Source organism: Staphylococcus sp. HMSC065D05 (assembly GCF_001813195.1).
In the GTDB taxonomy this organism is placed as follows: Bacteria; Bacillota; Bacilli; order Staphylococcales; family Staphylococcaceae; genus Staphylococcus; species Staphylococcus epidermidis.
This window is the reverse complement of the sequence record NZ_KV811763.1, coordinates 60891-83159: the sequence shown is the minus strand read 5'-3', so window position 1 is coordinate 83159 and position 22269 is coordinate 60891. Positions and strand designations below refer to the sequence as shown.

Below are 22269 nucleotides of genomic sequence, written 5' to 3'. Positions count from 1 at the left end.
ATAAATTAAGTTATAATAAATGAATTATGAAAAAAATGAAAAGGAGGGCATATTATATATGAATCAACTAAAACATATTTTATCTTCATTGTTCGAACCTTTAACAAAGGTTGAAACATATGAAAATTTAATTACTAAAGTAATAATGATTTTAATTTATATCCTTGTAGCGATTGTTGTTATAGCAATTTTGAATAAGATTATTGAGCAAGCATTTAAAATTCAAAATAAAAGTAAAAAAGGGAATAAAAAGCGTTCAAAAACACTGATTTCTCTTGTACAAAACATAGTAAAATATATCGTATGGTTTGTTGTTATCACAACAATTTTAAGTAAGTTTGGTATTAGCGTCGAAGGTATTATTGCTAGTGCTGGAGTTGTAGGTATTGCGGTTGGTTTCGGTGCGCAAACGATAGTGAAAGATGTTATTACAGGTTTCTTTATTATCTTTGAAAATCAATTTGATGTGGGTGACTATGTTAAAATTAATAGTTCAGGAACTACGGTAGCAGAAGGTACTGTGAAATCTATTGGTTTAAGATCAACGCGAATTAATACAATTTCAGGAGAACTGACTATTTTACCTAATGGTAGCATGGGTGAAATTACGAACTTTTCAATTACAAATGGGACTGCTATTGTAGAACTACCAGTATCAGTTGATGAAAATATAGATCAAGTTGAAAAGAAACTCAATCGTTTATTTGTTTCTTTACGCAGTAAATATTACTTATTTGTCAGCGATCCAGTTGTTGATGGCATTGATGCGATAGAATCTAATAAGGTTACTATACGAATTTCAGCAGAAACAATTCCTGGTGAAGGATTTTCAGGCGCTCGTATTATTCGTAAAGAAACTCAAAAAATGTTTAGACAAGAAGGTATTCGCATGCCACAACCAGTCATTTCAAATTATAATGAAGGAAAAAGCTAATCATCATTGGAGGTCATTTCATGACGTCAAAGTATGGAATAAATGATATAGTAGAAATGAAAAAACCACATGCATGTGGAACAAATCGTTTTAAGATTATTAGAATGGGCGCTGATATTCGTATTAAATGTGAACATTGTCAGCGCAGTGTCATGATTCCACGGCAAGTGTTTAATAAGAAAATGAAAAAAGTTCTTGAATTTCATCAAGACAAAGAAAGTAAGGAGAATGAATAATGGCTTTAACAGCAGGTATCGTAGGTTTGCCTAACGTAGGTAAGTCTACCCTATTTAATGCAATTACTAAAGCTGGCGCATTAGCAGCAAACTATCCCTTCGCAACGATTGATCCCAATGTTGGTATCGTTGAAGTGCCAGATTCACGTTTAATAAAATTAGAAGAAATGGTTCAACCTAAAAAAACAATTCCTACTACTTTTGAGTTTACTGATATTGCAGGTATTGTTAAGGGTGCATCTAAGGGCGAAGGTTTAGGAAATAAATTTCTTTCACATATTCGTGAAGTAGATGCTATATGTCAGGTGGTTCGTGCGTTTGACGATGAGAATGTTACACATGTATCAGGGCGTGTTAATCCGCTTGATGACATAGAAGTCATTAATATGGAACTTGTTTTAGCAGATTTAGAATCTGTTGAAAAACGTTTACCGAAAATAGAGAAGATGGCTCGCCAAAAAGATAAAACAGCTGAGATGGAATTACGTATATTAACACAAATTAAAGAAGCGTTAGAAGACGGTAAACCAGTACGCAGTATTGATTTCAATGAAGATGATCAAAAGTGGGTTAATCAAGCTCAGTTATTAACATCTAAGAAAATGTTATACATTGCTAATGTTGGTGAAGATGAAATTGGAGATAAAGATAATGATAAAGTGAAAGCAATCCGTGAATATGCAGCAAACGAAGATTCAGAAGTTATCGTTATTAGTGCAAAAATTGAGGAAGAAATCGCCACATTAGATGATGAAGATAAAGAAATGTTCTTAGAAGATTTAGGCATTGAAGAACCAGGTTTAGACAGACTCATTAGAACAACATATGATTTGTTAGGTTTATCTACTTACTTTACTGCCGGTGTGCAAGAAGTGCGTGCTTGGACATTTAAACAAGGAATGACTGCACCACAATGTGCTGGAATTATTCACACCGATTTCGAACGTGGTTTTATTCGTGCAGAGGTAACAAGCTATGATGATTATGTACAACATGGTGGCGAAAATGGTGCTAAAGAAGCGGGAAGACAACGTTTAGAAGGTAAAGATTACATCATGCAAGATGGGGATATTGTTCATTTCCGTTTTAATGTTTAACTTAAAGCATGTATTTATATTAATGAGGCACTCTAAAATTAGAAGCAAATTCTAGTTTTAGGGTGTTTTTTTGATAATAAAATTGAAAATTAGGAGATAAATTATTCTGCATACTACAATGACAACTATTAATGAGGCGATTATTTGTAGTTAGGAAATAGAATCATTGATTAATAGAGCAATGAAGCTTTCCATTAAACTTTCATTGCTCTTATGTAAGGATTCCAAATTCTTAAAAAAATGGAATGATTTTACTTGCTTTAATGATGTCTTGTGTACTAAAAAATTGTTTGCCCTCACCAGTGTATGCGGGTTCAAGAACTAAATTTGCTTTAGCGCAGTATAGCCATTCTGGGTGAATGCCACTATTTAAGATATCTTGAAACTCTTGGAAATCTTTATTCCAATCTAAATTTAATCTCATGAAAAACACCTCATATGTATTTTAGAACAAATGTTCGTTAAAGTGAAGTGTTTTTGTTCACATGTGTTCGTATTTATGAAGTGAACCAAGACGAATTCACATTTTCGTCAATGTAATTTGCATCGACATTTTGATTTAATTCAGGAGAGTAGTAACTATCTGTATATTGCCATAGCACTTTCTCTCGGTTTGGTTCCTCAGCTTGATATGCTGCTAACCAGTAGCCATCATAAGAACTGACAGCATTTGATGCATGATTTAACATGAAGTTTTCATATGAATAAAAAAGGATCTTCTTGTTTCCAGCAAGTTTTCTCATTTCGTTTGCCCATGCTTGTGTCGCTATTTCATCATCTCCGGATTTAACGGTTTGTTCTTCATAATCATTGATGTAAAAGGCGGCTTTGGGGGCACGTTGAGATAAAGTGTTAGCTTCATAACGTGCATCTTTTGGACTTTCGTACATGCTGTAAGAGTACACGCCGTATTTCATTTTATTTTGTTCTAATAATGCTGCATTTTTTTCAAAAGTCTTATCAACGTATTCTGAACCGTACTGTGCTCTTAAAATAATAAAATCATAATTTTTCTTTAGTTGTTTTATTTGTTCGTTAGTTAAAAGTCCTTGCCATTCAGAAATATCTAAGACTCTTTCACCATTATTTGTTTCAGTAATATTAGATTCAGCAGAGAAAGTAGAACGATTTTGTGTTTTATGAGGTTGCTTTTTAGGATGGTCTTTTAAGTATTGTTGATAGCCATACCCCATTGTACCTTTTTCGCTTACAGAAGATGAAGACGCTTGTGCTTGAGTATCTATAAAATTAAGGCTAGTAGCGAAAATTGAAAGTGAAATGATTGAGTAAGAAAATTTCTTTAACATAAACGACTCCTTTATAATGAATTTAGTATCAAGTGCAATTATATGAAATATAATTTTGATGTTATTATAACTAAAATGAAGTATCAACTATCTATTAAGTAACATTAATATAATTTGAATATAAAGTAATGTATAACATAAATAGGATGATTGCTTTTGAACAAAGAGGGAAGTCTCAGAGGAGTCTTAAACCAATAATCTGTATTGATATTTTCAAAAATAAATAATGCTCATCAATATTTAAGGGTAAGATTCATCTGAAATTGATTGTAAAAAGTAAAGCTCTATGCTATAATTCTTTTCTGTGAGTAATGAAAATTATTCCTTGCTTATCACATTAAATGTTGATAAGCCGTATAGACCACAAGGAGGTGCAAATAAACTATGAGAACATATGAAATTATGTATATCGTACGTCCTAACATTGAAGAGGATGCTAAAAAAGCGTTAGTTGAACGTTTCAATGGTATCTTAGCTTCAGAAGGATCAGAAGTTTTAGAAGAAAAAGACTGGGGTAAACGTCGCCTAGCTTATGAAATCAATGATTTCAAAGAAGGTTTCTATAACATCGTACGTATTAAAACTGATAACAATAAATCAACTGACGAATTCCAACGTTTAGCTAAGATTAATGATGATATCATTCGTTACATCGTTATCCGTGAAGACCAAGATAAGTAATAATTTAGATGGGGGCGTTTAAATGTTAAATCGAGTTGTATTAGTAGGTCGTCTAACGAAAGATCCAGAATACAGAACCACACCCTCAGGCGTAAGTGTAGCGACATTTACTCTAGCAGTTAATCGTACTTTCACGAATGCTCAAGGGGAACGCGAAGCTGACTTTATTAACTGTGTAGTCTTCCGTAGACAAGCAGAAAATGTAAATAACTACTTGTCTAAAGGTAGTTTAGCTGGCGTTGATGGTCGCATACAATCACGTAGTTATGAAAATCAAGAAGGTCGTCGTATTTTTGTTACTGAAGTCGTATGTGATAGTGTTCAATTCCTTGAACCTAAAAACGCACAACAAGGTGGCCAACGTTCACAGAACAATAATTTCCAAGACTACGGTCAAGGATTTGGTGGTCAGCAATCAGGACAAAATACATCTTACAACAACAATAATTCATCAAACTCAAATCAGTCGGATAATCCGTTTGCAAATGCTAATGGACCGATTGATATCAGTGATGATGATTTACCATTCTAATAATGAACGAATAAAATAAAATGAGTCAAAGGAGGCAGTTAACCATGGCAGGTGGACCAAGAAGAGGCGGACGTCGTCGTAAAAAAGTATGCTATTTCACAGCAAATGGTATTACACACATCGACTATAAAGACACTGAATTATTAAAACGTTTTATCTCAGAACGTGGTAAAATTTTACCACGTCGTGTAACAGGTACTTCAGCGAAATATCAACGTATGTTGACTACAGCTATCAAACGTGCTCGTCATATGGCTTTATTACCATATGTTAAAGAAGAACAATAATACTTTATTTATTGTAAAACCCCGTAAGTATAGGCTTACGGGGTTGTTTTTATGTTTTTGAATATTTAAAAAGGGCAGAAAAAGCAGTGCATTTGAAAGCTAGATTTTTAGATACATATCCTTCGACGATATTTCAGTAATGTTATGAGATTGAATCCCAAAATGAGTTAAGATTATGCGTTGTAAAGTGGTTTAAAACGGAACATCTTAGTTTATTATACTTACCTTTCTAAAACTAGGCCATCAATATATTTTTTAAACATTTGATACGGTACGTTGAAAAAATGGGTTAGGTGCATAACATCTTTAAATATTGATTGATGATAATGGTTTACCATTCCCAAATTTGAAGTGGTTTGTTATGCGTGACATTTTTCTTGTTAAGTTGAGTAGTTAATTCTTCAATCTCTATATGTCTTTTAGTTCTTAAGTTATATAAAATATGTAAATTTATGTGCTACATCTTCTATTCATGATGAAAGTGTCTACGTTGACATCAAGATGTCATTTTATCAATTAGCATATCTAAAGGGTTATACTTTGAAGTTGTAGCACCATCATTAAAATTTAATGTTTGTAATTTTGTTTTTTATTAGAAAGCATGTTTAGAATAGCTGATAATATAGTACAGATGATTGTAACCATGATTAGTGTCGTTACTACATAGACTTGATTACTTTGAATATTAAAACCTATTTCAAAATGACCTTGTAAGTGTCCTTTTATAAAAAAGTTAAGTGTAATGATAGTGAGAATTGCTAAAAATGAAAGGAAACCTATAATTTGTATAATTTGGTTAATACGTTGAAATTTATTTTTATGTTGCATGTAAAATACCTACTTTAAATATTTTTAGAAATAGTTCATTTTAGTCATCTTTAATAGCTTAACACAATAGGATTGAGGTTGATAATAATAAATATTGAAAAAATAAAAGCAAAATAGCTTTTATCAGTAAAATAAAAATTTATACAAAGCGTTTAATCATTTTTGACATGGGGTATCTCATACTAGTGAATAAAATATATAAATAAAGGAGACAATCAATTATGTTTGGATTAATAGGTATGATTATTGTCGGCGGTATCATTGGATGGATCGCAGGTTTAATTTTAGGTAAAGACGTACCAGGAGGTATTCTAGGAAATATTATTGCTGGTATTGTAGGATCATGGGTTGGTACTATGATTTTAGGTGAATGGGGACCACAATTAGGTAAAATACACATCTTTCCAGCATTATTAGGTTCAATTATTTTAATCTTTATTATTTCATTAATTTTAAAAGCACTAAGAAAAAAATAATAATTATAGATTAAGTTTAATTTAGGTAGAAAATGTGTTGCTTGATTATTTGAAAGTAATCAATTAATACAGTTAAAGTATGTGTGTTTATCTATACGCACGTAACTCAATGATAGATATTGATGATGTCTTTAATCGTTTGAGTTACATTAATTATAGTTATCAAAGCATCCAAACCAATAAAAATGGTGTGGGTGCTTTTTTCATGTTATAAAACATAAAAAAGGATGGCGCTGGGTTACGCCATCCAGGAGTATTATGTTCATGAATATAAAAGACTTTGTAGTTACTAATAACTACAATTTAATATTATCAGATTGCTATTTATCTGACAACATTAAAGGTTTTGATTTTTAAAATTTCCAACAAAATTGAGAAAATTATTACTTTGATTTAAAGGCCTCTGTTCGGTTTCATAAGCCATTGGTGATATGTAATAATGAATTGTAAAACGACATCGAGGAGGTTTCTTATGGACAGTTTAATTACATTTATCATTATTACATTATTGATTATTATAGTGCCTGGGCCAGATTTCATTATTGTAATGAAAAATACTATTAACTCAAGTAAAATGAATGGTTTTATGGCCGCATTTGGTATCACTACGGGGCATATTTTATACTCTTCATTAGCAATTTTTGGAATTATATACATACTTACGAGTTTACACTTTGTTTTTTTAACAATAAAAATATTGGGTGCTTGTTATCTTATTTATCTCGGAATCAAAAGTATTTTAAGTGCGCACAGTTCTGTTGATTTTAGTAAACAAGCTTTAGCTGATGTCAGAAATGTGAGTTATATCACTTCTTTTAGACAAGGTTTTTTAAGTACAAGTCTTAACCCTAAAGCTTTATTATTTTATGTTAGTATATTCCCTCAGTTTCTTTCTAACGGTAATATACATATGAAATCTGAGATTGCGTTATTTGCTTTTTCAGTTGTTGTAGTTACATGCTTATGGTTTTTATTTTGTGTATTTATCTTTCAATATATTAAATTATTATTCAGCAGACCAAGATTCAAAGCTATATTTGATTATATTGTAGGGTTTGTTTTAATTGGCTTATCTATTAATTTATTATTAAGTAAAAGTAGCTAAGTCAGAAATGAGGAGATAGAATGGAAATTTATTTAGTGAGGCATGGTGAGTCGCAGTCCAATTATGATAATAAGCACGGGTATCTATATTTTTGTGGACAGTTAGACATCCCTTTGACGGAAAGAGGTATAAAAAGCGCTAGAGAACTATCTGCTTATTTTAAAAATAAATACATTGACACTGTATATGTATCAGATTTAAAAAGAACAAGGCAAACGTATGATGAGCTATTTCCTTATGATCTTCCAACAATATATACTAAGACGTTAAGAGAGCGTTCGTTAGGTGTTTTTGAAGGGAAAAATAAAGAAGAAGTTTGTAAAGACAAAAGGTTCGAAAAATATTTCCATGATCCTAATTATAAATACTTTAGACATAGTTTTTCACAAAAAGCACCACAAGGAGAAAGTTATCAAGATGTCTATGATAGAGTGGTTACTTTCATTGAAAATGAGCTTAATCAACGGCAAAGACGTGTAGTGATAGTTGCGCACCAAGTTGTAATTAGATGTTTTTTCGTTTATTTTAAAATGATAACTAAGGAAGAAGCCTTATCGACGGAAATTCTTAATTGTTATCCATATTTAATTAAAAAAGAAATGAAGTCTTGAATACATATATAATCATTTGAGTTGTAAAATTGTAATTGCTGGCTAAATTGATATTAATTCTCTATCAAAAGGTATGATTGAGGTCTATCAACAACCGTAGCAATATTGTTATATATAATATAGGATTGTGAGTGAAGCCTGGGGCATAGATTATCGATGCCTCAGGCTTTCATAATATACAATCAGTCAATGATAGAATTAAAAATATACACAAATATCAAACCATTTTTTACAAGAGGGTGGGGCCCCAACAAAGAGAATTTCACCGAGAAATTTAACAAGCAAAGCAAGTTGGGGTGGGGCCCCAACAAAGAGGATTTTAATGTAAATTCTACCTCTCTTACCCCTTTACTTGATTAATTTATTCTATCTGAAGTAGATGGGTGTACTGAAAGTGTGACAATAGAACTAACAAGTAATGCAAGTATCGTTAAGGAAGCCATAAGTGTAATGACAATTTGCCCCATCATTAAGCTAATGATTACTAAAAATCCCCATATCATCAGTGCGCTTATTTGTAATATCGCCGATATGATTCTACATGCAAGATGATTAAATATACCTAATATGAGTGCTGGTAAAGCCATTATAACTATTGTCGTAATGGCTATGAGTACTGTATAAGGTTCGTTATAGTTGATTGTGTGTGGGCCTGTTGGATATTTTGCTAAAACAAGTACTAAGCCGATGGTAGATAGTATTGATAAGATAATAAATGTTAAACGTATCTTCATAATGATTTTCCTCATTTCTTTTTATTTAGAAAAATATATATGCTATATTAATTTTATTGTGTAATAAATATATTGAATTGTCAAAATAGCGAAAGCATGTTTCAAAAAGATGAGATGATGAAATTAACTCGAATATCAAACAAGCCCAAAAAAGATGTTAGTCCAACATCTTTTTTGGGCAAGTAAAATAATGTGCTATAGAAAAAGCCTTTTGTTTTATTTATTAAATACTTCTGTGTCTATTCCTTTTTTCTTAAGGAAAGTAGTGATTTTATCTTGTTGTTTTTTATTTACATCACCTGAATATTTTGTGGGTACATCAACAACGTTAATTGAATTTTGTGGTTGGTAGTTTAATTTCTCAATGTCTTCATCTACGTTTGAAATAGTACTATTTAAAGCGTGAAAATAATTAATTATACGATCTGTTGGATCTTTATATTCTTCAGGGATGTGATTGTTTTTTATAAATTTTTTAAAATGCAAATCATTTTTAACTGCTAAATTGGATAACTTGCTAAGACGATCAGCTTGTGATTCTGTGATTTTAGGATTACTATCACTTTGCTTATCTAATTTATGTTGCATGACATACTTATTATCAAGTACATCGTTATTCGCTTGTAAATATTTTTCTAAAGCTTGCTTCATCTCTTTTTCGCTAATTTTTTGTCCTTTTTTGTTTGAAGAAAAAATATCTTTTTCCTTTAAAGTTTTAGCATTTTTAGGTGCATGAGCGTTGCTGTGATGCTCTTGGTTATTGTTATCGTTCGTATTTGAGCATGCTGCAAGTGTTAAAGACAATGCTAGTATCAAGTATGTAATGACTCTCTTTTTCATAGAATTGAGTAACTCCTTTTACGTCTCTATCATTAAACAGTGTTTTAAATTTATACATCTATTAGAGTATCATTTATCGAAAAATATTTGAATATTTTAGAACTACATTTACCGTTAGATATGACTAAATTATGTCGGATTATATGAATAATATACTTGTTTCAATAGGTTTTTTTATAATAAAAAACAGAGCTCCACCATGGGAACTCTGTGAGGTTAAAATATTTATGATAAGTAACGTTTTAAAAATTAATTTCTAATTATATAATCGAATGCATTAAGTGCAGCATTGGCACCAGCACCCATAGAAATAATAATTTGTTTATTTTTTTGATCAGTAACGTCACCAGCTGCAAAGATACCAGGAACGTTTGTTGCGTTATCGCGATTAATCATAACCTCGCCACGTTCATTTAATTCGACAGCATTTTGCAACCAAGATGTATTAGGAACTAATCCAATCTGTACAAATATTCCATCTAAATTAACTACTTGTGACTCTCCGGTAGTCATATCTTCATAGCTGATACCTGTAACGTAATCGTCACCAATTACTTCTGTTGTTTTAGCGCTCGTTTTAATATCAACATTAGGTAGTGAGCGTAGACGTTCTTGTAATACGCTATCAGCTTTTAATTCAGAAGCGTATTCAAATAATGTTACGTGTTTAACGATGCCGGCTAAATCAATAGCTGCTTCTACACCAGAATTACCACCACCGATGACAGCGACATCTTTATTTTCAAATAAAGGTCCGTCACAGTGAGGGCAGAAAGCCACGCCTTTATTGATTAGACGGTCTTCCCCTGGGATGTTTAGTTTGCGCCAACTTGCACCTGTAGAAATGATGGCAGTTTTACTTTCTAAAACAGCATCATTTTCTAAAGTTACTCGAATAGCTGAATCTGTTTTTTCGATATTTGTAGCACGAATACCAGTCATTGTATCAATATCATATTGTGCAATATGTTCTGCAAGATTTGATGAGAACTCTGAACCTGTCGTTTCTTTAACAGTGATGAAGTTCTCGATACCAGCAGTATCATTAACTTGACCACCAATGCGATCAGCGACAATACCTGTACGTAGCCCTTTACGTGCTGTATAAATTGCAGCACTACCACTTGCAGGTCCGCCACCAACGATTAACACGTCATAAGGATCTTTATCGTTGAATTCAGAGGCATCTTGCGTGCTTCCTAATTTAGTTAAAATATCTTGAACTGTCATGCGTCCGTTACCAAATTCTTGACCATCTAAGAAGACGGCAGGCACTGCCATAATGTTTTCAGATTCTTCACGGAAAACAGCGCCATCAATCATAGTATGAGTGATGTTAGGATTAATAACACTCATTAGGTTTAACGCTTGAACGACGTCAGGACACTTTTGACAAGTAAGACTTACAAAGGTTTCGAAATGAAATGGACCTTCGAGTCCTTTAATTTGATCGATAATGGATTGCTTTTCTTTAGGTGCTCGACCACTCACTTGTAGTATAGCTAATACTAGAGAGTTAAATTCATGGCCTAAAGGTATGCCAGCAAATGTAATACCTGTTTCTTCACCAGGGCGGTTAACTGAAAAACTTGGTGTACGTTTTAAAGATTTTTCAGTAATTGTTATGTGTGCTGACATCTCAGCAATCTCATTTAATAATTCTTTGAGTTCGTTTGATTTATCATCAGAGCCTAGGCTGGCAACGAATTCAACGTCGCCTTCCATAAGCTCAAGTAATTGTTGTAATTGTTGCTTTAAATCAGCATTAAGCATATTTTAATGCCTCCTTAGATTTTACCTACTAAGTCTAAACCAGGTTGTAATGATTCTGAACCTTCTTCCCATTTAGCTGGGCAAACTTCACCTGGATGTTGACGTACATATTGAGCGGCTTTAATTTTGTTAACTAATGTACTTGCGTCACGTCCGATTCCGTCAGTATTAATTTCTGCTGCTTGTACCACACCATCAGGGTCGATAATGAAAGTACCACGTTGTGCTAAACCAGATTCTTCATCCAACACATCGAAATTGCGAGTGATTGTTTGAGAAGGATCACCAATCATGCTGTATTCTAGTTTGCTGATTGCATCAGAATGGTCGTGCCAAGCTTTGTGTACGAAGTGTGTATCTGTTGATACTGAGTACACGTTAACGCCTAATTCTTGTAATTTAGCGTATTGATTTTGTAAATCTTCTAATTCAGTAGGGCATACGAATGAGAAGTCAGCAGGATAGAAACATACAACGTTCCAAGAACCTTTAAGATCTTCTTGAGTAACTTCTTTAAACTCATCTTTTTTTGGATCGTAAGCTTGTGCTGTGAAAGGTAAAATTTCTTTGTTAATTAAAGACATAGATAAATTCCTCCTGAAAAGTTAAGTGTTAATTAGAATTACTTAAAAATAATTGTTTGTTTATAATAATTCTAATCTCTTGTTTAGTATTATTACATCTTGGCATTGAATAGTCAACTTTAGAAGTTCTTAAAATCTATGAAAGTATAAAAAAGCTATAATTAAGCCATTTTAAATCCTTCATTGATTAAAGAATAACGAGTGAAAAAAGTTGAAAATCCAATGTGAAACTGAAATTTTCAAATGTGTATGACATTGAATCTCAGTTATCATTCTCAACTATGGTTATTTTATTGATAATGAAGTGTAATTTTATTACTACTTCATATATATAATAACATGTATCATACATGGATTTCCTTTTTTAGCAACTGTATAAAACAGAAAGAGTTATTTCCACAAGTTGTTATAACTTTCTGTGAAAATAACCCTATTAAACTTACTTTATTTATTAACCGAAAATGACACCTTACCGATACCACTATATTCAGCACGGTACGTGCCATATTCTAATTTTAATGGAGATATAAAAGTTCCAGATGAAATGATATCTCCTTTTTTTAGTTGTTTGCCGTGCGTGTGTAGTTTTTTAATTAGCCAATGAATAGCGTTTAAAGGATTTCCGAGTACTTCGGATGATTCTCCTGTGGCGATACATTTATCATCTTTATATAAATTTAAATGTACATTAGCAAATGCATCATTATCAAGGCCGTCTACAGGGTCACCTACTACGACGAGCCCTGTTGCGGTATTATCTGATATTAAATCTGATAAAGTAAAATTTGGAAACCAATTTTTATATCTTGCATCTGGAATTTCAATGCCTGGCGCGATACGGGTATGATATCTAATTGTTTCTAAATCAGCATCATAAGGTAAGTCTTCCTGCACTATAAAGATAATTTCTGGTTCTAGTAATGGTGAAAATAATTCTGAAAGAGAGACTGAGGCACCATCATTAACAATTTGGTTAGATAAGAGTGTTCCATATGCTGGTTCGTTAGTGTTAGCAATTGCTTGCGTTGCCTTGCTAGTCATACTAACTTTATACCCTGTAACAGTCGAACGGTCTTTGAAAGTTAATTGGTCAATTAGTTCTTCTTGTACATGATATGCTTCTTCTTCGTTTAATTGATAGTTCTCGCTAATGAAATCGATGGGTTTTTTATATCTATAAGCTTTAAATAAAACCTTAGCAACTTCTTTATTTGTTAGTGTCATATTGTATCCCCCTAAATTATCTGAAAATTGATACTTTTATGATAACTTCTAAATATGAAGTGTGCAAATCTATTTAAATATACTTCATTTAGGGTATAAAATTATTAATAACGTAAATTTTGATAGGAGTGGGTATAGTGTCAGATTATGTTTATGAGTTGATGAAACAACATCATTCAGTTAGAAAATTTAAGGATCAACCACTTAGTTCTGAGACGGTAGAAAAATTAGTAGAGGCGGGACAGAGTGCTTCTACATCCAGTTATCTTCAAACTTATTCTATTATTGGTGTTGAAGATCCAAGCATTAAAGCGCGTTTAAAGGAAGTGTCAGGTCAACCTTATGTTTTAGATAATGGTTATTTATTTGTATTTGTTTTAGATTATTATCGTCATCATTTAGTAGATGAAGTTGCGGCGTCAAATATGGAGACATCGTATGGTTCTGCAGAAGGACTATTAGTGGGTACAATAGATGTTGCATTAGTTGCACAAAACATGGCAGTTGCTGCCGAAGATATGGGGTATGGAATTGTTTATTTAGGGTCATTGCGTAATGATGTTGCGCGAGTGCGTGAAATTTTAAATTTACCTGATTATACGTTTCCGTTATTTGGTATGGCAGTTGGTGAACCTTCTGATGAAGAAAATGGGTCACCTAAACCGCGCTTGCCATTTAAACATATTTTTCATAAAGATCAGTATGATGCAAATCATCACCAACAACGTAAAGAATTGGAAGCATACGACCAAGTAGTGAGTGAATATTATAAAGAACGTACCCACGGTGTGCGTACAGAAAATTGGTCACAACAAATAGAAACATTTCTAGGACGTAAAACACGTTTAGATATGTTAGATGAATTGAAAAAAGCAGGATTTATTCAAAGATAAAAAGAACCTGAGACAGAAATACACGTCTCAGGCTGGGTGGGGCGATATTTTAAACACAAATTTTGCCCCGCTCTTTTTATAATTGTATATCGTAATGACCAATGACAACTTATCTTACATTTAATTTGCAGATAAATCGCCGTAATCATTTGAGTCAAATGTTTTTTTGTCCCAATGATTCGTTAAGCGTGCGGTACCTGTTCCAGCTAGCATTGAGTCATTAACGTTAAGTGCTGTACGACCCATATCGATGAGAGGTTCGATAGATATCAGTACTCCTGCTAGAGCAACTGGTAGATTAAGTGTAGATAATACGAGTATTGATGCGAATGTTGCACCGCCACCTACACCTGCAACACCAAATGAACTTATAATAACAACAGCAATAAGTGTAACAACAAATTGGAAGTCAATTTCTACATTTGCTACTGGTGCTACCATAACTGCTAGCATAGCAGGGTAGATTCCTGCACAGCCATTTTGCCCTATGGATAGACCAAAAGTTGCAGAGAAGTTTGCAATTCCCTCAGGGACACCTAAACGTTTTGTTTGCGTTTGAACATTTAATGGTAATGCACCTGCACTTGATCGTGAAGTAAATGCAAAGATTAGTACTTCTATTGTCTTTTTCACGTATTTAACGGGATTGATACCTAAGACACTCAGTATAATTAAATGGATGATATACATTGTGATTAGAGCTGCGTATGAAGCAATTAAGAATTTACCTAACGTCCAAATTGCAGAAAAATCACTTGTCGCAAGAGTAGAAGCCATAATAGCTAAAATGCCATAAGGCGTTAATCGTAAAACAAAAGTTACGATAGCCATAACGATAGAATAGATTGCTTCTATACCACGTTTAAGTAAGATTCCATGTTCCGGTTGTTTTCTTGCAACTCTAAGATAAGCAAAGCCCACAAACGTTGCAAAAATAACAACTGCAATTGTCGAAGTTGTACGTTGTCCTGTGAAATCTAAAAATGGATTGCTTGGGAATACTTCGAGAATTTGTTGTGGTAAAGTGTTTGCAGTTAAATCTTTGGCTTGTTTTGAAATTTCTGTACCACGTGAATGTTCTGCACTACCTAAATCAATAGACGATGCATCTAAACCAAAGATCAAAGCGTAAAAAATTCCAACGATAGCTGCGATGGCTACAGTACCAATTAGAAACATAAAAATATAAGAACCGATCTTAGCGAATTTTTCACCAATTTGTATTTTGCTAAAAGCGGCAACAATTGAAATGAATATTAGTGGCATGACAATCATTTGTAATAGTGCAACATAACCATCTCCGACAATACTAAACCAGTCTGTTGATTGTTCGAGCGTTTTAGACTCTGCACCATATATGAGGTGTAATACAATGCCAAATACGATACCTATTCCTAAAGCGGTAAAGACGCGTTTAGGGAATGAGACGTGTTTTCTTGCCATAATATTTAACATAATTAGGAAAACAAGTAACACGATGACATTAATTACTGTAAAAAGTATTTCCATATCAATATATAGCTCCTTTTATAATTTTAGTATTCCGACATATGTAATAAGAATAAAGGGGGTTAAGAAGAAATTCAAGTTGTTGATTTATAGTTTTCTGATTCACTTAAAGTTGAATAGTGTGAAGGTGATTACTAGAACAATGAAAAATTGGAAGTTTACATTTATTAGAAAAGTGAGCAAAGAGGACATAAAGAGATTTACATTAATAAAAAAGACGCGTGCAATCATGCTATAAGAAGACAAGATTGCGCGCGTTTTTTATTTAATATTGTGAATAAGCATGAGTCAGCTATGAATACAAATCATTTATAAGTTAAATAGACGTGCAAAGAAACCTTTCTTCTCTTCTTTAGGTTGTTGTTGGTAAGTCGATTGAGAAGAAGGTGTAGCTGATGTTGATTGAGAATGAGAAATTGACTCAGATTTTTCTGAGTTAGATACACTTCCTGATTCTGACAAGAACTCGCTTGTAGACGTACTTTTTGATTCAATTTCCGATTTGCTATTTGTATTACTTTCAGATGTTATCGAGTTAGACTCGGATAGAGATGAACTCATTGAATCATTTACTGATTCAGATTGGCTTAAACTTGCTGTAGTGCTTTGACTTGCGATGTTGCTTTGAGATATTGAAGCGCTATTTGACATTGAATCAAAATGACTGCGTAATTCACTATCTTTTAATTCGTTAGCTTTAGCGATGTCTTTAGATTGTTGTTCTTGTGCTGACTGAATAGCCTCTTGAGAATTTTGGATTGATTTTAAAGACTGGGCATTCGATTCTAATTTTGTTGTAATATCAGTCTGTAATTCTTTAAGTTCCTGTTGTTGGTGATGTACTTGGTTAATCATTTGCCCTAACATTTGACGTTCTTCTCGCATTTTTTGAATTTCAGAACGTAAATCTTCAACGAGTTGTGCTACATTTTGATCAGTTGGTAATTGGCTATCCTCGTCTTTAACAATGACTTGTAAAAAGTCTTTTTCCTTTTCAAGCTCTTCAAATGCTAAATCATAACTATTCGTTTGTTTAACTTTGTTAGCGATATCTGTAAATAATTCGATGTCATCTTCTTTAAAGTCTGTGGCTTCACGACCACGATATTCTGTTTTACTAAGGTGATAGCCTCGTTCCTCTAAATGTTGTACAATTTTTCGGACCTGCTTTTCACTTAGTTCTACACGTTGAGCAAATTCTTTAGTTAACATTGAAAAAGTCCCTTCATATTTTAATTATGTATGGTGACGTTTGTCTTCGGCCAGTGAAACGTCAGTCTTACCTCATATGATAGTTTACCTTTTCTTAATATTGATTTCAAGGTGTTTTAGACAGACTATCTTAAATTCATTTCTTTTAGGAGAGGGTAAATAATTTCTCTTGAAATGCCGTTTGCAAAAACATATTTAAGAATATAATTAGATTTGACGCTTGTGCCATAAATGTCCTTTGTTAATTCAATGTTAGCTTTAATAAATAAATCTACTTTTTGTGGCGTTTCCTTTTGGTTTTGATTTGGATGAATGTAGTCGATGTCGTCCTGCTTTTCAAATTGATTTTCAAAGAGGAATTGACGACGATGTTCTAGTGCGTTTCTGAGCTTGTCATCGATGTCAACAGTCGAGGGTTCTTTTGGAACTTCTAACATGATGAAATTAATATCTCTATTATGAACTTCTTGTGATAAAAGGTTTAATTGTTTTTCTATTGCCTCTAAAGTTAAGGACATTCTTTCATCATGATTGGGGCTTTCTTTTGCGATTAAGTAAATTAAAAATGCAGAATTGGTTGTTGCTTCGTAATGCGCAGTTGCTAAGCTAACTACAGTCTGGTTTTCAATTCCAACGATAAAGGCGTAATCATTTTCTGTTTTATTGTTTTCAAGTGAGCGTTTAAAAATTTTACTATCTTCATCTAAACCAATATCCAATTTATTATCATATAATTTGAGTGCCTCGCTAAATAATGGATCTTTAGCTGATTCTATTACTTTAAATTCCATGTTATATCCTCTCCCTAATATTATTCAATCGTAGCTAATTAGCTTTATTTAATGATAAAAAAAACCATAATGTCTGCTCGACTAAACAAACATTATGGTGCAATGCTTTTATAATGTAGAAATAAAATTATGCTTTAGGCCCTTCAGACTCTGCGGCATAATGAGTAATATCCACTTCTTTATATGCAGCATTATTATCTTCAACTTCATCATGAGAAGAACGATCACTGTTAGCAACAACGAGCATTTTATCGTTTAAAATATCTTGTTTATATCCTTCTAGTTCATTGTCAGTTAAATCATAACGAGATAATACTGCTTCTTCTCCATCTTCACCTGTAAGTAAACGAGACATACGGTCACTAAATGAGCCACTTGTAGACATTAATGAGATTTGAGAGTTGTGTAAATCATCTAAGTGCAACTTACTTTTACTGATAACAGCTAATTCTGTCTCTAAATAACCTTCAGATTTTTTTTGATTGATGACTTTATATAATTCGTCTTGGTTATTCACTACAGTAATTTTTGCCATGATTATCGCCCCTTTTAAAAATGTTGTCTTACATGGTTATACCCTAGTCTAATTTAATAAAACTATTACACAGATAATTATATAATTTTGTGTTAAAACATTTCAATGATAATTCATCCTTTAATATAACGCTTACACTGAATTTTGATGCTTTTTGAATCGTGAACATCTCTTTAATTATATTGAAAATACAACAAAAATTTGCTATTATCATTAAATAATTTATATGACTCATATAATCTAGAGAATATGGCTTTAGAAGTTTCTACCGTGTCGCCATAAACGACGCGACTATGAGTAACAATCCAATACATTAAGAGCAGTTTAAATCGCTAAAGCAACATAAAAGTAAAACGCATTTGGTATAACTGGAAACAAGTGAGGATACACATAAGCCTGTATAAATTGAGTGCAATTGTTTGAGGTTTATCAAATTTAATAAGCGTTTTTAGGACTACGTATGCGTATCTTCTTCTTAATTTGCTTTAAGGCAAAGTATTGCACGTTCACTCATAGATCCTGAAACTATTAATGGTAGTTTGAGGTTTTTTTGTATCTAGGAATCGAATTTGAATTTACTTGAGGAGGTTTTTTGAGTGGAGTCGTTAGGACAAAAAGTCAAAGAAGATGGCGTTGTCATCGATGAGAAAATTTTGAAAGTAGATGGATTTTTAAATCATCAAATTGATGCAAAGTTGATGAATGATGTAGGTAAAACATTTTATGAGTCTTTCAAAGACGCTGGTATTACTAAAATTTTAACTATTGAAGCTTCTGGTATTGCGCCTGCTATTATGGCTTCTTTTCATTTTGATGTTCCTTGTCTATTTGCTAAAAAAGCTAAACCTAGTACTTTGAAAGATGGCTTTTATAGCACGGATATTCATTCATTCACAAAAAATAAAACGAGTACAGTCATTGTATCTGAAGAGTTTTTAGGTCCAGACGATAAAGTACTTATCATTGATGACTTTTTAGCTAATGGCGATGCTTCGCTAGGTCTTAATGACATTGTAAAACAAGCAAATGCGACGACAGTTGGCGTGGGTATTGTGGTTGAAAAAAGTTTCCAAAATGGGCGCCAACGTTTAGAAGATGCAGGCTTATATGTATCTTCACTTTGTAAGGTAGCTTCATTAAAAGGCAATAAGGTAACTCTTTTAGGTGAAGCGTAATGAAAAATTTCATATTAAGTGTGCAACATTTGTTAGCGATGTATGCAGGGGCGATTCTTGTTCCTATTATTGTGGGGACAAGCTTAAAATTTTCAGCTGAAGAAATTGCTTATCTAGTTACGGTTGATATATTTATGTGCGGGGTAGCGACATTTCTTCAAGCGAATAAAGTCACAGGGACTGGATTACCGATTGTACTAGGATGTACGTTTACTGCTGTTGCACCTATGATACTCATCGGTCAAACCAAAGGACTTGATGTTTTATATGGTTCGCTTTTAATATCCGGTATCTTAGTTGTTTTAATTGCGCCTTTTTTCTCTTATTTAGTTAAATTCTTCCCACCTGTTGTAACAGGAAGTGTCGTGACAATTATTGGAATCAATTTAATGCCAGTTGCAATGAATTACTTGGCAGGTGGCGAAGGAGCGAAAAACTATGGCGATACTAAGAATTTAATGTTAGGTGGTATTACACTACTCATTATTCTTATTTTACAAAGATTTACAAAGGGCTTCTTGAAATCAATTGCGATACTTATAGGATTGGCAATAGGTACTGCTTTAGCTGGTATATTTGGAATGGTTGATATCAAACAAGTGGGCGATGCACATTGGTTTGGATTCCCTATTCCATTCAGATTTTCTGGTTTTGGCTTTGATGTAAGCTCGATACTTGTATTTTTCATTGTTGCAGTTGTAAGTTTAATTGAATCTACTGGTGTCTATCATGCACTGAGTGAAATTACTGGTAGAAAATTAGAAAGAAAAGATTTTCGAAAAGGGTATACTGCGGAAGGTCTAGCAATCATTTTAGGTTCAATATTTAATGCGTTTCCTTACACTGCATATTCCCAAAATGTAGGTCTTGTTTCTTTATCAGGAGCTAAAAAGAACAATGTGATATATGGAATGGTTATTCTTTTACTAATTTGTGGTTGTATACCTAAATTAGGTGCTTTAGCTAATATTATTCCATTGCCGGTTTTAGGTGGGGCAATGATAGCAATGTTTGGAATGGTTATGGCATACGGTGTTAGTATTTTGGGTAACATTAATTTCCAAAATCAAAATAATTTATTAATTATTGCAATTTCAGTAGGGTTAGGTGCTGGTATTAGTGCAGTACCTCAAGCATTTAAAGGATTAGGAGAACAATTTGCTTGGTTAACTCAAAATGGTATAGTGCTTGGCGCAATTTCTGCAATCATCTTAAATTTCTTTTTTAATGGTATAAAGTATAAACAAACCGAAGAAAATGTGAAATAATGTAACTAAGTATAAATAAAATTGGAGGCTGTTTTTAATGTGGGAAAATAAATTTGCTAAAGAATCTTTAACATTTGACGACGTGTTACTCATTCCAGCTGCATCAGATGTTTTACCAAGCGATGTTGACTTAAGTGTCAAATTATCAGATAAGATCAAATTAAACATTCCTGTTATCTCAGCAGGTATGGATACAGTAACTGAATCAAAAATGGCGATTGCTATGGCTCGTCAAGGCGGTTTAGGTGTTATCCATAAGAATATGGGCGTCGAAGAGCAAGCTGATGAGGTACAAAAGGTTAAACGTTCAGAAAATGGTGTTATTTCTAACCCGTTCTTCTTAACACCGGACGAAAGTGTGTATGAGGCTGAAGCATTAATGGGCAAATACCGTATCTCTGGTGTACCTATTGTCGATAATCAAGAGGATCGCAAGTTGATTGGGATTTTAACAAATCGTGATTTACGTTTTATTGAAGATTTTTCAATAAAAATATCAGATGTAATGACGAAAGATAATTTAATAACAGCTCCAGTTGGTACGACTTTAGATGAAGCCGAAGCTATTCTTCAAAAACATAAGATTGAGAAACTTCCATTAGTAGAAAATGGTCGTTTAGAAGGATTAATCACGATTAAAGATATTGAAAAAGTACTTGAATTCCCATATGCAGCTAAAGATGAACATGGTAGATTGTTAGCTGCAGCAGCAATCGGTACGTCTAAAGATACTGAAATTCGTGCACAAAAATTAGTTGAAGCTGGCGTAGATGCGTTAATTATTGATACGGCTCATGGTCATTCTAAAGGCGTTATTAATCAAGTTAAACACATTAAGGAAACATATCCTGAAATTACTGTTGTCGCAGGTAACGTAGCGACTGCAGAGGCAACACGTGCTTTATTTGAAGCAGGTGCCGATGTTGTTAAAGTAGGTATTGGTCCAGGGTCAATTTGTACGACACGTGTTGTTGCAGGTGTAGGTGTGCCTCAAATTACAGCAGTTTATGATTGTGCTACAGAAGCCCGTAAGCATGGTAAGGCTATTATTGCTGATGGTGGTATTAAGTTCTCAGGTGATATTATCAAAGCATTAGCTGCTGGTGGTCATGCGGTTATGTTAGGTAGTTTGTTAGCTGGTACAGAAGAAAGTCCTGGTGCAACTGAGGTATTCCAAGGTAGACAATATAAAGTTTATCGCGGTATGGGATCTTTAGGTGCTATGGAAAAAGGTTCAAATGATCGTTACTTCCAAGAAGATAAGACGCCAAGAAAATTTGTTCCTGAAGGTATTGAAGGTCGCACAGCTTATAAAGGACCATTACAAGATACAATCTATCAACTTATGGGTGGCGTTAGAGCTGGTATGGGTTATACTGGTTCAGAAAACCTAAAAAAATTACGTGAAGAAGCACAATTTACACGTATGGGACCAGCTGGCTTAGCTGAAAGTCATCCTCACAATGTTCAAATTACGAAAGAATCACCAAACTATTCTTTCTAGTGTTAAACTTTGAATGATGAATTAATCATTTGTAGGAACGCGCTTAATTCTTAAAACAAAAATGCTTAATGATACGGTAACAATACTTAAAGCTATCATTTAGGGCATTGATAGGCGCGTTTCTCTTACTTTT

General features: G+C 33.1%; 25 protein-coding genes, 1 pseudogene and 1 riboswitch. Of the genes and pseudogenes, 13 read left to right on the top strand and 13 right to left on the bottom strand.

What is annotated here, in order from left to right; all coding sequences use genetic code 11:
• The first annotated feature begins 58 nt into the window (after positions 1–58).
• From HMPREF2897_RS08500 to ychF, 3 genes are read left to right on the top strand one after another with little or no spacing between them, the layout of a single operon-like run.
• Positions 59–934, top strand: coding sequence for a mechanosensitive ion channel family protein (locus HMPREF2897_RS08500; protein WP_020363552.1), 876 nt, complete (start codon positions 59–61; stop codon positions 932–934).
• A gap of 20 nt (positions 935–954) precedes the next feature.
• Positions 955–1170 (top strand): DUF951 domain-containing protein, encoded by a 216-nt coding sequence (locus HMPREF2897_RS08495; RefSeq protein ID WP_002447678.1) that lies wholly within the window; start codon positions 955–957, stop codon positions 1168–1170.
• Positions 1170–2267 (top strand): redox-regulated ATPase YchF, encoded by a 1098-nt coding sequence (gene ychF, locus HMPREF2897_RS08490; protein ID WP_002447679.1) that lies wholly within the window; start codon positions 1170–1172, stop codon positions 2265–2267. The genes HMPREF2897_RS08495 and ychF overlap by 1 nt, the downstream gene beginning before the upstream one ends.
• Positions 2268–2499: 232 nt before the next feature.
• Here the strand turns inward: ychF and HMPREF2897_RS08485 are convergent, their stop codons facing one another.
• Both HMPREF2897_RS08485 and HMPREF2897_RS08480 read right to left on the bottom strand, forming a co-directional pair.
• On the bottom strand, positions 2500–2691 hold the full coding sequence (locus tag HMPREF2897_RS08485; RefSeq protein WP_001831355.1) for a hypothetical protein: 192 nt from the start codon (positions 2689–2691) through the stop codon (positions 2500–2502).
• Positions 2692–2764: 73 nt separating this feature from the next.
• The gene (locus HMPREF2897_RS08480; protein WP_070592971.1) at positions 2765–3574 is read right to left on the bottom strand and encodes a GH25 family lysozyme; all 810 of its coding nucleotides are present in this window, start codon (positions 3572–3574) and stop codon (positions 2765–2767) included.
• Positions 3575–3958: 384 nt separating this feature from the next.
• On the opposite strand from HMPREF2897_RS08480, the gene rpsF reads away from it, so the two are divergent.
• From rpsF to rpsR, 3 genes are read left to right on the top strand one after another with little or no spacing between them, the layout of a single operon-like run.
• Positions 3959–4255, top strand: coding sequence for a 30S ribosomal protein S6 (gene rpsF, locus HMPREF2897_RS08475; RefSeq protein ID WP_001831345.1), 297 nt, complete (start codon positions 3959–3961; stop codon positions 4253–4255).
• Between the two features lie 22 nt (positions 4256–4277).
• Positions 4278–4787, top strand: coding sequence for a single-stranded DNA-binding protein (ssb, locus tag HMPREF2897_RS08470; RefSeq protein WP_002447681.1), 510 nt, complete (start codon positions 4278–4280; stop codon positions 4785–4787).
• 44 nt (positions 4788–4831) lie between these two features.
• Entirely contained in the window at positions 4832–5074 is a 243-nt protein-coding gene (rpsR, locus tag HMPREF2897_RS08465) for a 30S ribosomal protein S18 (protein ID WP_001831354.1), read from the top strand.
• 221 nt (positions 5075–5295) lie between these two features.
• Here rpsR and HMPREF2897_RS13280 read toward each other — a convergent pair.
• Both HMPREF2897_RS13280 and HMPREF2897_RS08460 read right to left on the bottom strand, forming a co-directional pair.
• A pseudogene (locus tag HMPREF2897_RS13280) lies at positions 5296–5528 on the bottom strand (XRE family transcriptional regulator).
• 113 nt (positions 5529–5641) lie between these two features.
• Complete coding sequence (locus HMPREF2897_RS08460; protein WP_002458611.1) at positions 5642–5902, bottom strand: hypothetical protein; 261 nt, start codon at positions 5900–5902, stop codon at positions 5642–5644.
• Positions 5903–6123: 221 nt separating this feature from the next.
• On the opposite strand from HMPREF2897_RS08460, the gene HMPREF2897_RS08455 reads away from it, so the two are divergent.
• The 3 genes from HMPREF2897_RS08455 to HMPREF2897_RS08445 all read left to right on the top strand — a co-directional run bounded on the left by HMPREF2897_RS08455 (position 6124) and on the right by HMPREF2897_RS08445 (position 8094).
• On the top strand, positions 6124–6378 hold the full coding sequence (locus HMPREF2897_RS08455; RefSeq protein WP_001832461.1) for a GlsB/YeaQ/YmgE family stress response membrane protein: 255 nt from the start codon (positions 6124–6126) through the stop codon (positions 6376–6378).
• Positions 6379–6850: 472 nt separating this feature from the next.
• Positions 6851–7483, top strand: a complete 633-nt coding sequence (locus HMPREF2897_RS08450) for a LysE family translocator (RefSeq protein WP_002447691.1) — start codon at positions 6851–6853, stop codon at positions 7481–7483.
• A 20-nt stretch (positions 7484–7503) separates the two neighbouring features.
• Positions 7504–8094, top strand: coding sequence for a histidine phosphatase family protein (locus HMPREF2897_RS08445; RefSeq protein ID WP_002490239.1), 591 nt, complete (start codon positions 7504–7506; stop codon positions 8092–8094).
• A gap of 356 nt (positions 8095–8450) precedes the next feature.
• Here the strand turns inward: HMPREF2897_RS08445 and HMPREF2897_RS08435 are convergent, their stop codons facing one another.
• The 5 genes from HMPREF2897_RS08435 to HMPREF2897_RS08415 form a co-directional block, all read right to left on the bottom strand.
• Positions 8451–8828: a hypothetical protein gene (locus HMPREF2897_RS08435; RefSeq protein ID WP_002475273.1), complete on the bottom strand. Its 378-nt coding sequence runs from the start codon at positions 8826–8828 to the stop codon at positions 8451–8453.
• Between the two features lie 216 nt (positions 8829–9044).
• The gene (locus HMPREF2897_RS08430) at positions 9045–9668 is read right to left on the bottom strand and encodes an NDxxF motif lipoprotein (protein WP_002475263.1); all 624 of its coding nucleotides are present in this window, start codon (positions 9666–9668) and stop codon (positions 9045–9047) included.
• 249 nt (positions 9669–9917) lie between these two features.
• Positions 9918–11441: an alkyl hydroperoxide reductase subunit F gene (gene ahpF / locus HMPREF2897_RS08425; protein WP_002475278.1), complete on the bottom strand. Its 1524-nt coding sequence runs from the start codon at positions 11439–11441 to the stop codon at positions 9918–9920.
• Positions 11442–11455: 14 nt separating this feature from the next.
• Positions 11456–12025, bottom strand: coding sequence for an alkyl hydroperoxide reductase subunit C (ahpC, locus tag HMPREF2897_RS08420; protein ID WP_070592970.1), 570 nt, complete (start codon positions 12023–12025; stop codon positions 11456–11458).
• Between the two features lie 444 nt (positions 12026–12469).
• Positions 12470–13249 carry a 2-keto-4-pentenoate hydratase gene (locus tag HMPREF2897_RS08415; protein WP_002455900.1) on the bottom strand — a complete coding sequence of 260 codons (780 nt, stop codon included), beginning with the start codon at positions 13247–13249 and terminating at the stop codon, positions 12470–12472.
• 137 nt (positions 13250–13386) lie between these two features.
• Between HMPREF2897_RS08415 and HMPREF2897_RS08410 the strand changes: the two genes are divergently transcribed.
• Entirely contained in the window at positions 13387–14142 is a 756-nt protein-coding gene (locus tag HMPREF2897_RS08410; protein ID WP_002458604.1) for an NADPH-dependent oxidoreductase, read from the top strand.
• A 120-nt stretch (positions 14143–14262) separates the two neighbouring features.
• Here HMPREF2897_RS08410 and HMPREF2897_RS08405 read toward each other — a convergent pair whose 3' ends face one another.
• The 4 genes from HMPREF2897_RS08405 to HMPREF2897_RS08390 all read right to left on the bottom strand — a co-directional run bounded on the left by HMPREF2897_RS08405 (position 14263) and on the right by HMPREF2897_RS08390 (position 18189).
• Complete coding sequence (locus tag HMPREF2897_RS08405; RefSeq protein ID WP_070592967.1) at positions 14263–15651, bottom strand: L-cystine transporter; 1389 nt, start codon at positions 15649–15651, stop codon at positions 14263–14265.
• A gap of 309 nt (positions 15652–15960) precedes the next feature.
• On the bottom strand, positions 15961–16863 hold the full coding sequence (locus HMPREF2897_RS08400; protein WP_002447701.1) for a hypothetical protein: 903 nt from the start codon (positions 16861–16863) through the stop codon (positions 15961–15963).
• A gap of 125 nt (positions 16864–16988) precedes the next feature.
• On the bottom strand, positions 16989–17654 hold the full coding sequence (locus HMPREF2897_RS08395) for a hypothetical protein (RefSeq protein WP_002447702.1): 666 nt from the start codon (positions 17652–17654) through the stop codon (positions 16989–16991).
• Between the two features lie 127 nt (positions 17655–17781).
• A complete protein-coding gene (locus tag HMPREF2897_RS08390) occupies positions 17782–18189 on the bottom strand; it encodes a YflT domain-containing protein (protein ID WP_002447703.1) in 408 nt (135 codons plus the stop codon).
• A gap of 211 nt (positions 18190–18400) precedes the next feature.
• Positions 18401–18503, top strand: a riboswitch (purine riboswitch).
• Positions 18504–18785: 282 nt separating this feature from the next.
• On the opposite strand from HMPREF2897_RS08390, the gene xpt reads away from it, so the two are divergent.
• Genes xpt through guaB form a run of 3 tightly spaced genes read left to right on the top strand, consistent with a single transcriptional unit; the run spans position 18786 to position 22136 of the window.
• Entirely contained in the window at positions 18786–19364 is a 579-nt protein-coding gene (gene xpt, locus HMPREF2897_RS08385) for a xanthine phosphoribosyltransferase (protein WP_002447704.1), read from the top strand.
• Positions 19364–20632: a xanthine permease PbuX gene (gene pbuX, locus HMPREF2897_RS08380; RefSeq protein ID WP_002475266.1), complete on the top strand. Its 1269-nt coding sequence runs from the start codon at positions 19364–19366 to the stop codon at positions 20630–20632. The genes xpt and pbuX overlap by 1 nt, the downstream gene beginning before the upstream one ends.
• A gap of 37 nt (positions 20633–20669) precedes the next feature.
• The gene (gene guaB, locus HMPREF2897_RS08375) at positions 20670–22136 is read left to right on the top strand and encodes an IMP dehydrogenase (protein WP_002475261.1); all 1467 of its coding nucleotides are present in this window, start codon (positions 20670–20672) and stop codon (positions 22134–22136) included.
• Positions 22137–22269: the final 133 nt, after the last annotated feature.

Coding starts and splice junctions, on each gene's coding strand:
- HMPREF2897_RS08495 (WP_002447678.1), top strand. CDS start 955: ATGACGTCAAAGTATGGAATAAATGATATAGTAGAAATGAAAAAACCA.
- HMPREF2897_RS08395 (WP_002447702.1), bottom strand. CDS start 17,654: ATGGAATTTAAAGTAATAGAATCAGCTAAAGATCCATTATTTAGCGAG.
- ssb (WP_002447681.1), top strand. CDS start 4,278: ATGTTAAATCGAGTTGTATTAGTAGGTCGTCTAACGAAAGATCCAGAA.
- rpsR (WP_001831354.1), top strand. CDS start 4,832: ATGGCAGGTGGACCAAGAAGAGGCGGACGTCGTCGTAAAAAAGTATGC.
- HMPREF2897_RS08445 (WP_002490239.1), top strand. CDS start 7,504: ATGGAAATTTATTTAGTGAGGCATGGTGAGTCGCAGTCCAATTATGAT.
- rpsF (WP_001831345.1), top strand. CDS start 3,959: ATGAGAACATATGAAATTATGTATATCGTACGTCCTAACATTGAAGAG.
- HMPREF2897_RS08415 (WP_002455900.1), bottom strand. CDS start 13,249: ATGACACTAACAAATAAAGAAGTTGCTAAGGTTTTATTTAAAGCTTAT.
- guaB (WP_002475261.1), top strand. CDS start 20,670: ATGTGGGAAAATAAATTTGCTAAAGAATCTTTAACATTTGACGACGTG.
- HMPREF2897_RS08450 (WP_002447691.1), top strand. CDS start 6,851: ATGGACAGTTTAATTACATTTATCATTATTACATTATTGATTATTATA.
- HMPREF2897_RS08430 (WP_002475263.1), bottom strand. CDS start 9,668: ATGAAAAAGAGAGTCATTACATACTTGATACTAGCATTGTCTTTAACA.
- ychF (WP_002447679.1), top strand. CDS start 1,170: ATGGCTTTAACAGCAGGTATCGTAGGTTTGCCTAACGTAGGTAAGTCT.
- HMPREF2897_RS08480 (WP_070592971.1), bottom strand. CDS start 3,574: ATGTTAAAGAAATTTTCTTACTCAATCATTTCACTTTCAATTTTCGCT.
- HMPREF2897_RS08455 (WP_001832461.1), top strand. CDS start 6,124: ATGTTTGGATTAATAGGTATGATTATTGTCGGCGGTATCATTGGATGG.
- HMPREF2897_RS08400 (WP_002447701.1), bottom strand. CDS start 16,863: ATGTTAACTAAAGAATTTGCTCAACGTGTAGAACTAAGTGAAAAGCAG.
- HMPREF2897_RS08460 (WP_002458611.1), bottom strand. CDS start 5,902: ATGCAACATAAAAATAAATTTCAACGTATTAACCAAATTATACAAATT.
- HMPREF2897_RS08485 (WP_001831355.1), bottom strand. CDS start 2,691: ATGAGATTAAATTTAGATTGGAATAAAGATTTCCAAGAGTTTCAAGAT.
- HMPREF2897_RS08405 (WP_070592967.1), bottom strand. CDS start 15,651: ATGGAAATACTTTTTACAGTAATTAATGTCATCGTGTTACTTGTTTTC.
- pbuX (WP_002475266.1), top strand. CDS start 19,364: ATGAAAAATTTCATATTAAGTGTGCAACATTTGTTAGCGATGTATGCA.
- ahpC (WP_070592970.1), bottom strand. CDS start 12,025: ATGTCTTTAATTAACAAAGAAATTTTACCTTTCACAGCACAAGCTTAC.
- HMPREF2897_RS08500 (WP_020363552.1), top strand. CDS start 59: ATGAATCAACTAAAACATATTTTATCTTCATTGTTCGAACCTTTAACA.
- HMPREF2897_RS08435 (WP_002475273.1), bottom strand. CDS start 8,828: ATGAAGATACGTTTAACATTTATTATCTTATCAATACTATCTACCATC.
- HMPREF2897_RS08390 (WP_002447703.1), bottom strand. CDS start 18,189: ATGGCAAAAATTACTGTAGTGAATAACCAAGACGAATTATATAAAGTC.
- ahpF (WP_002475278.1), bottom strand. CDS start 11,441: ATGCTTAATGCTGATTTAAAGCAACAATTACAACAATTACTTGAGCTT.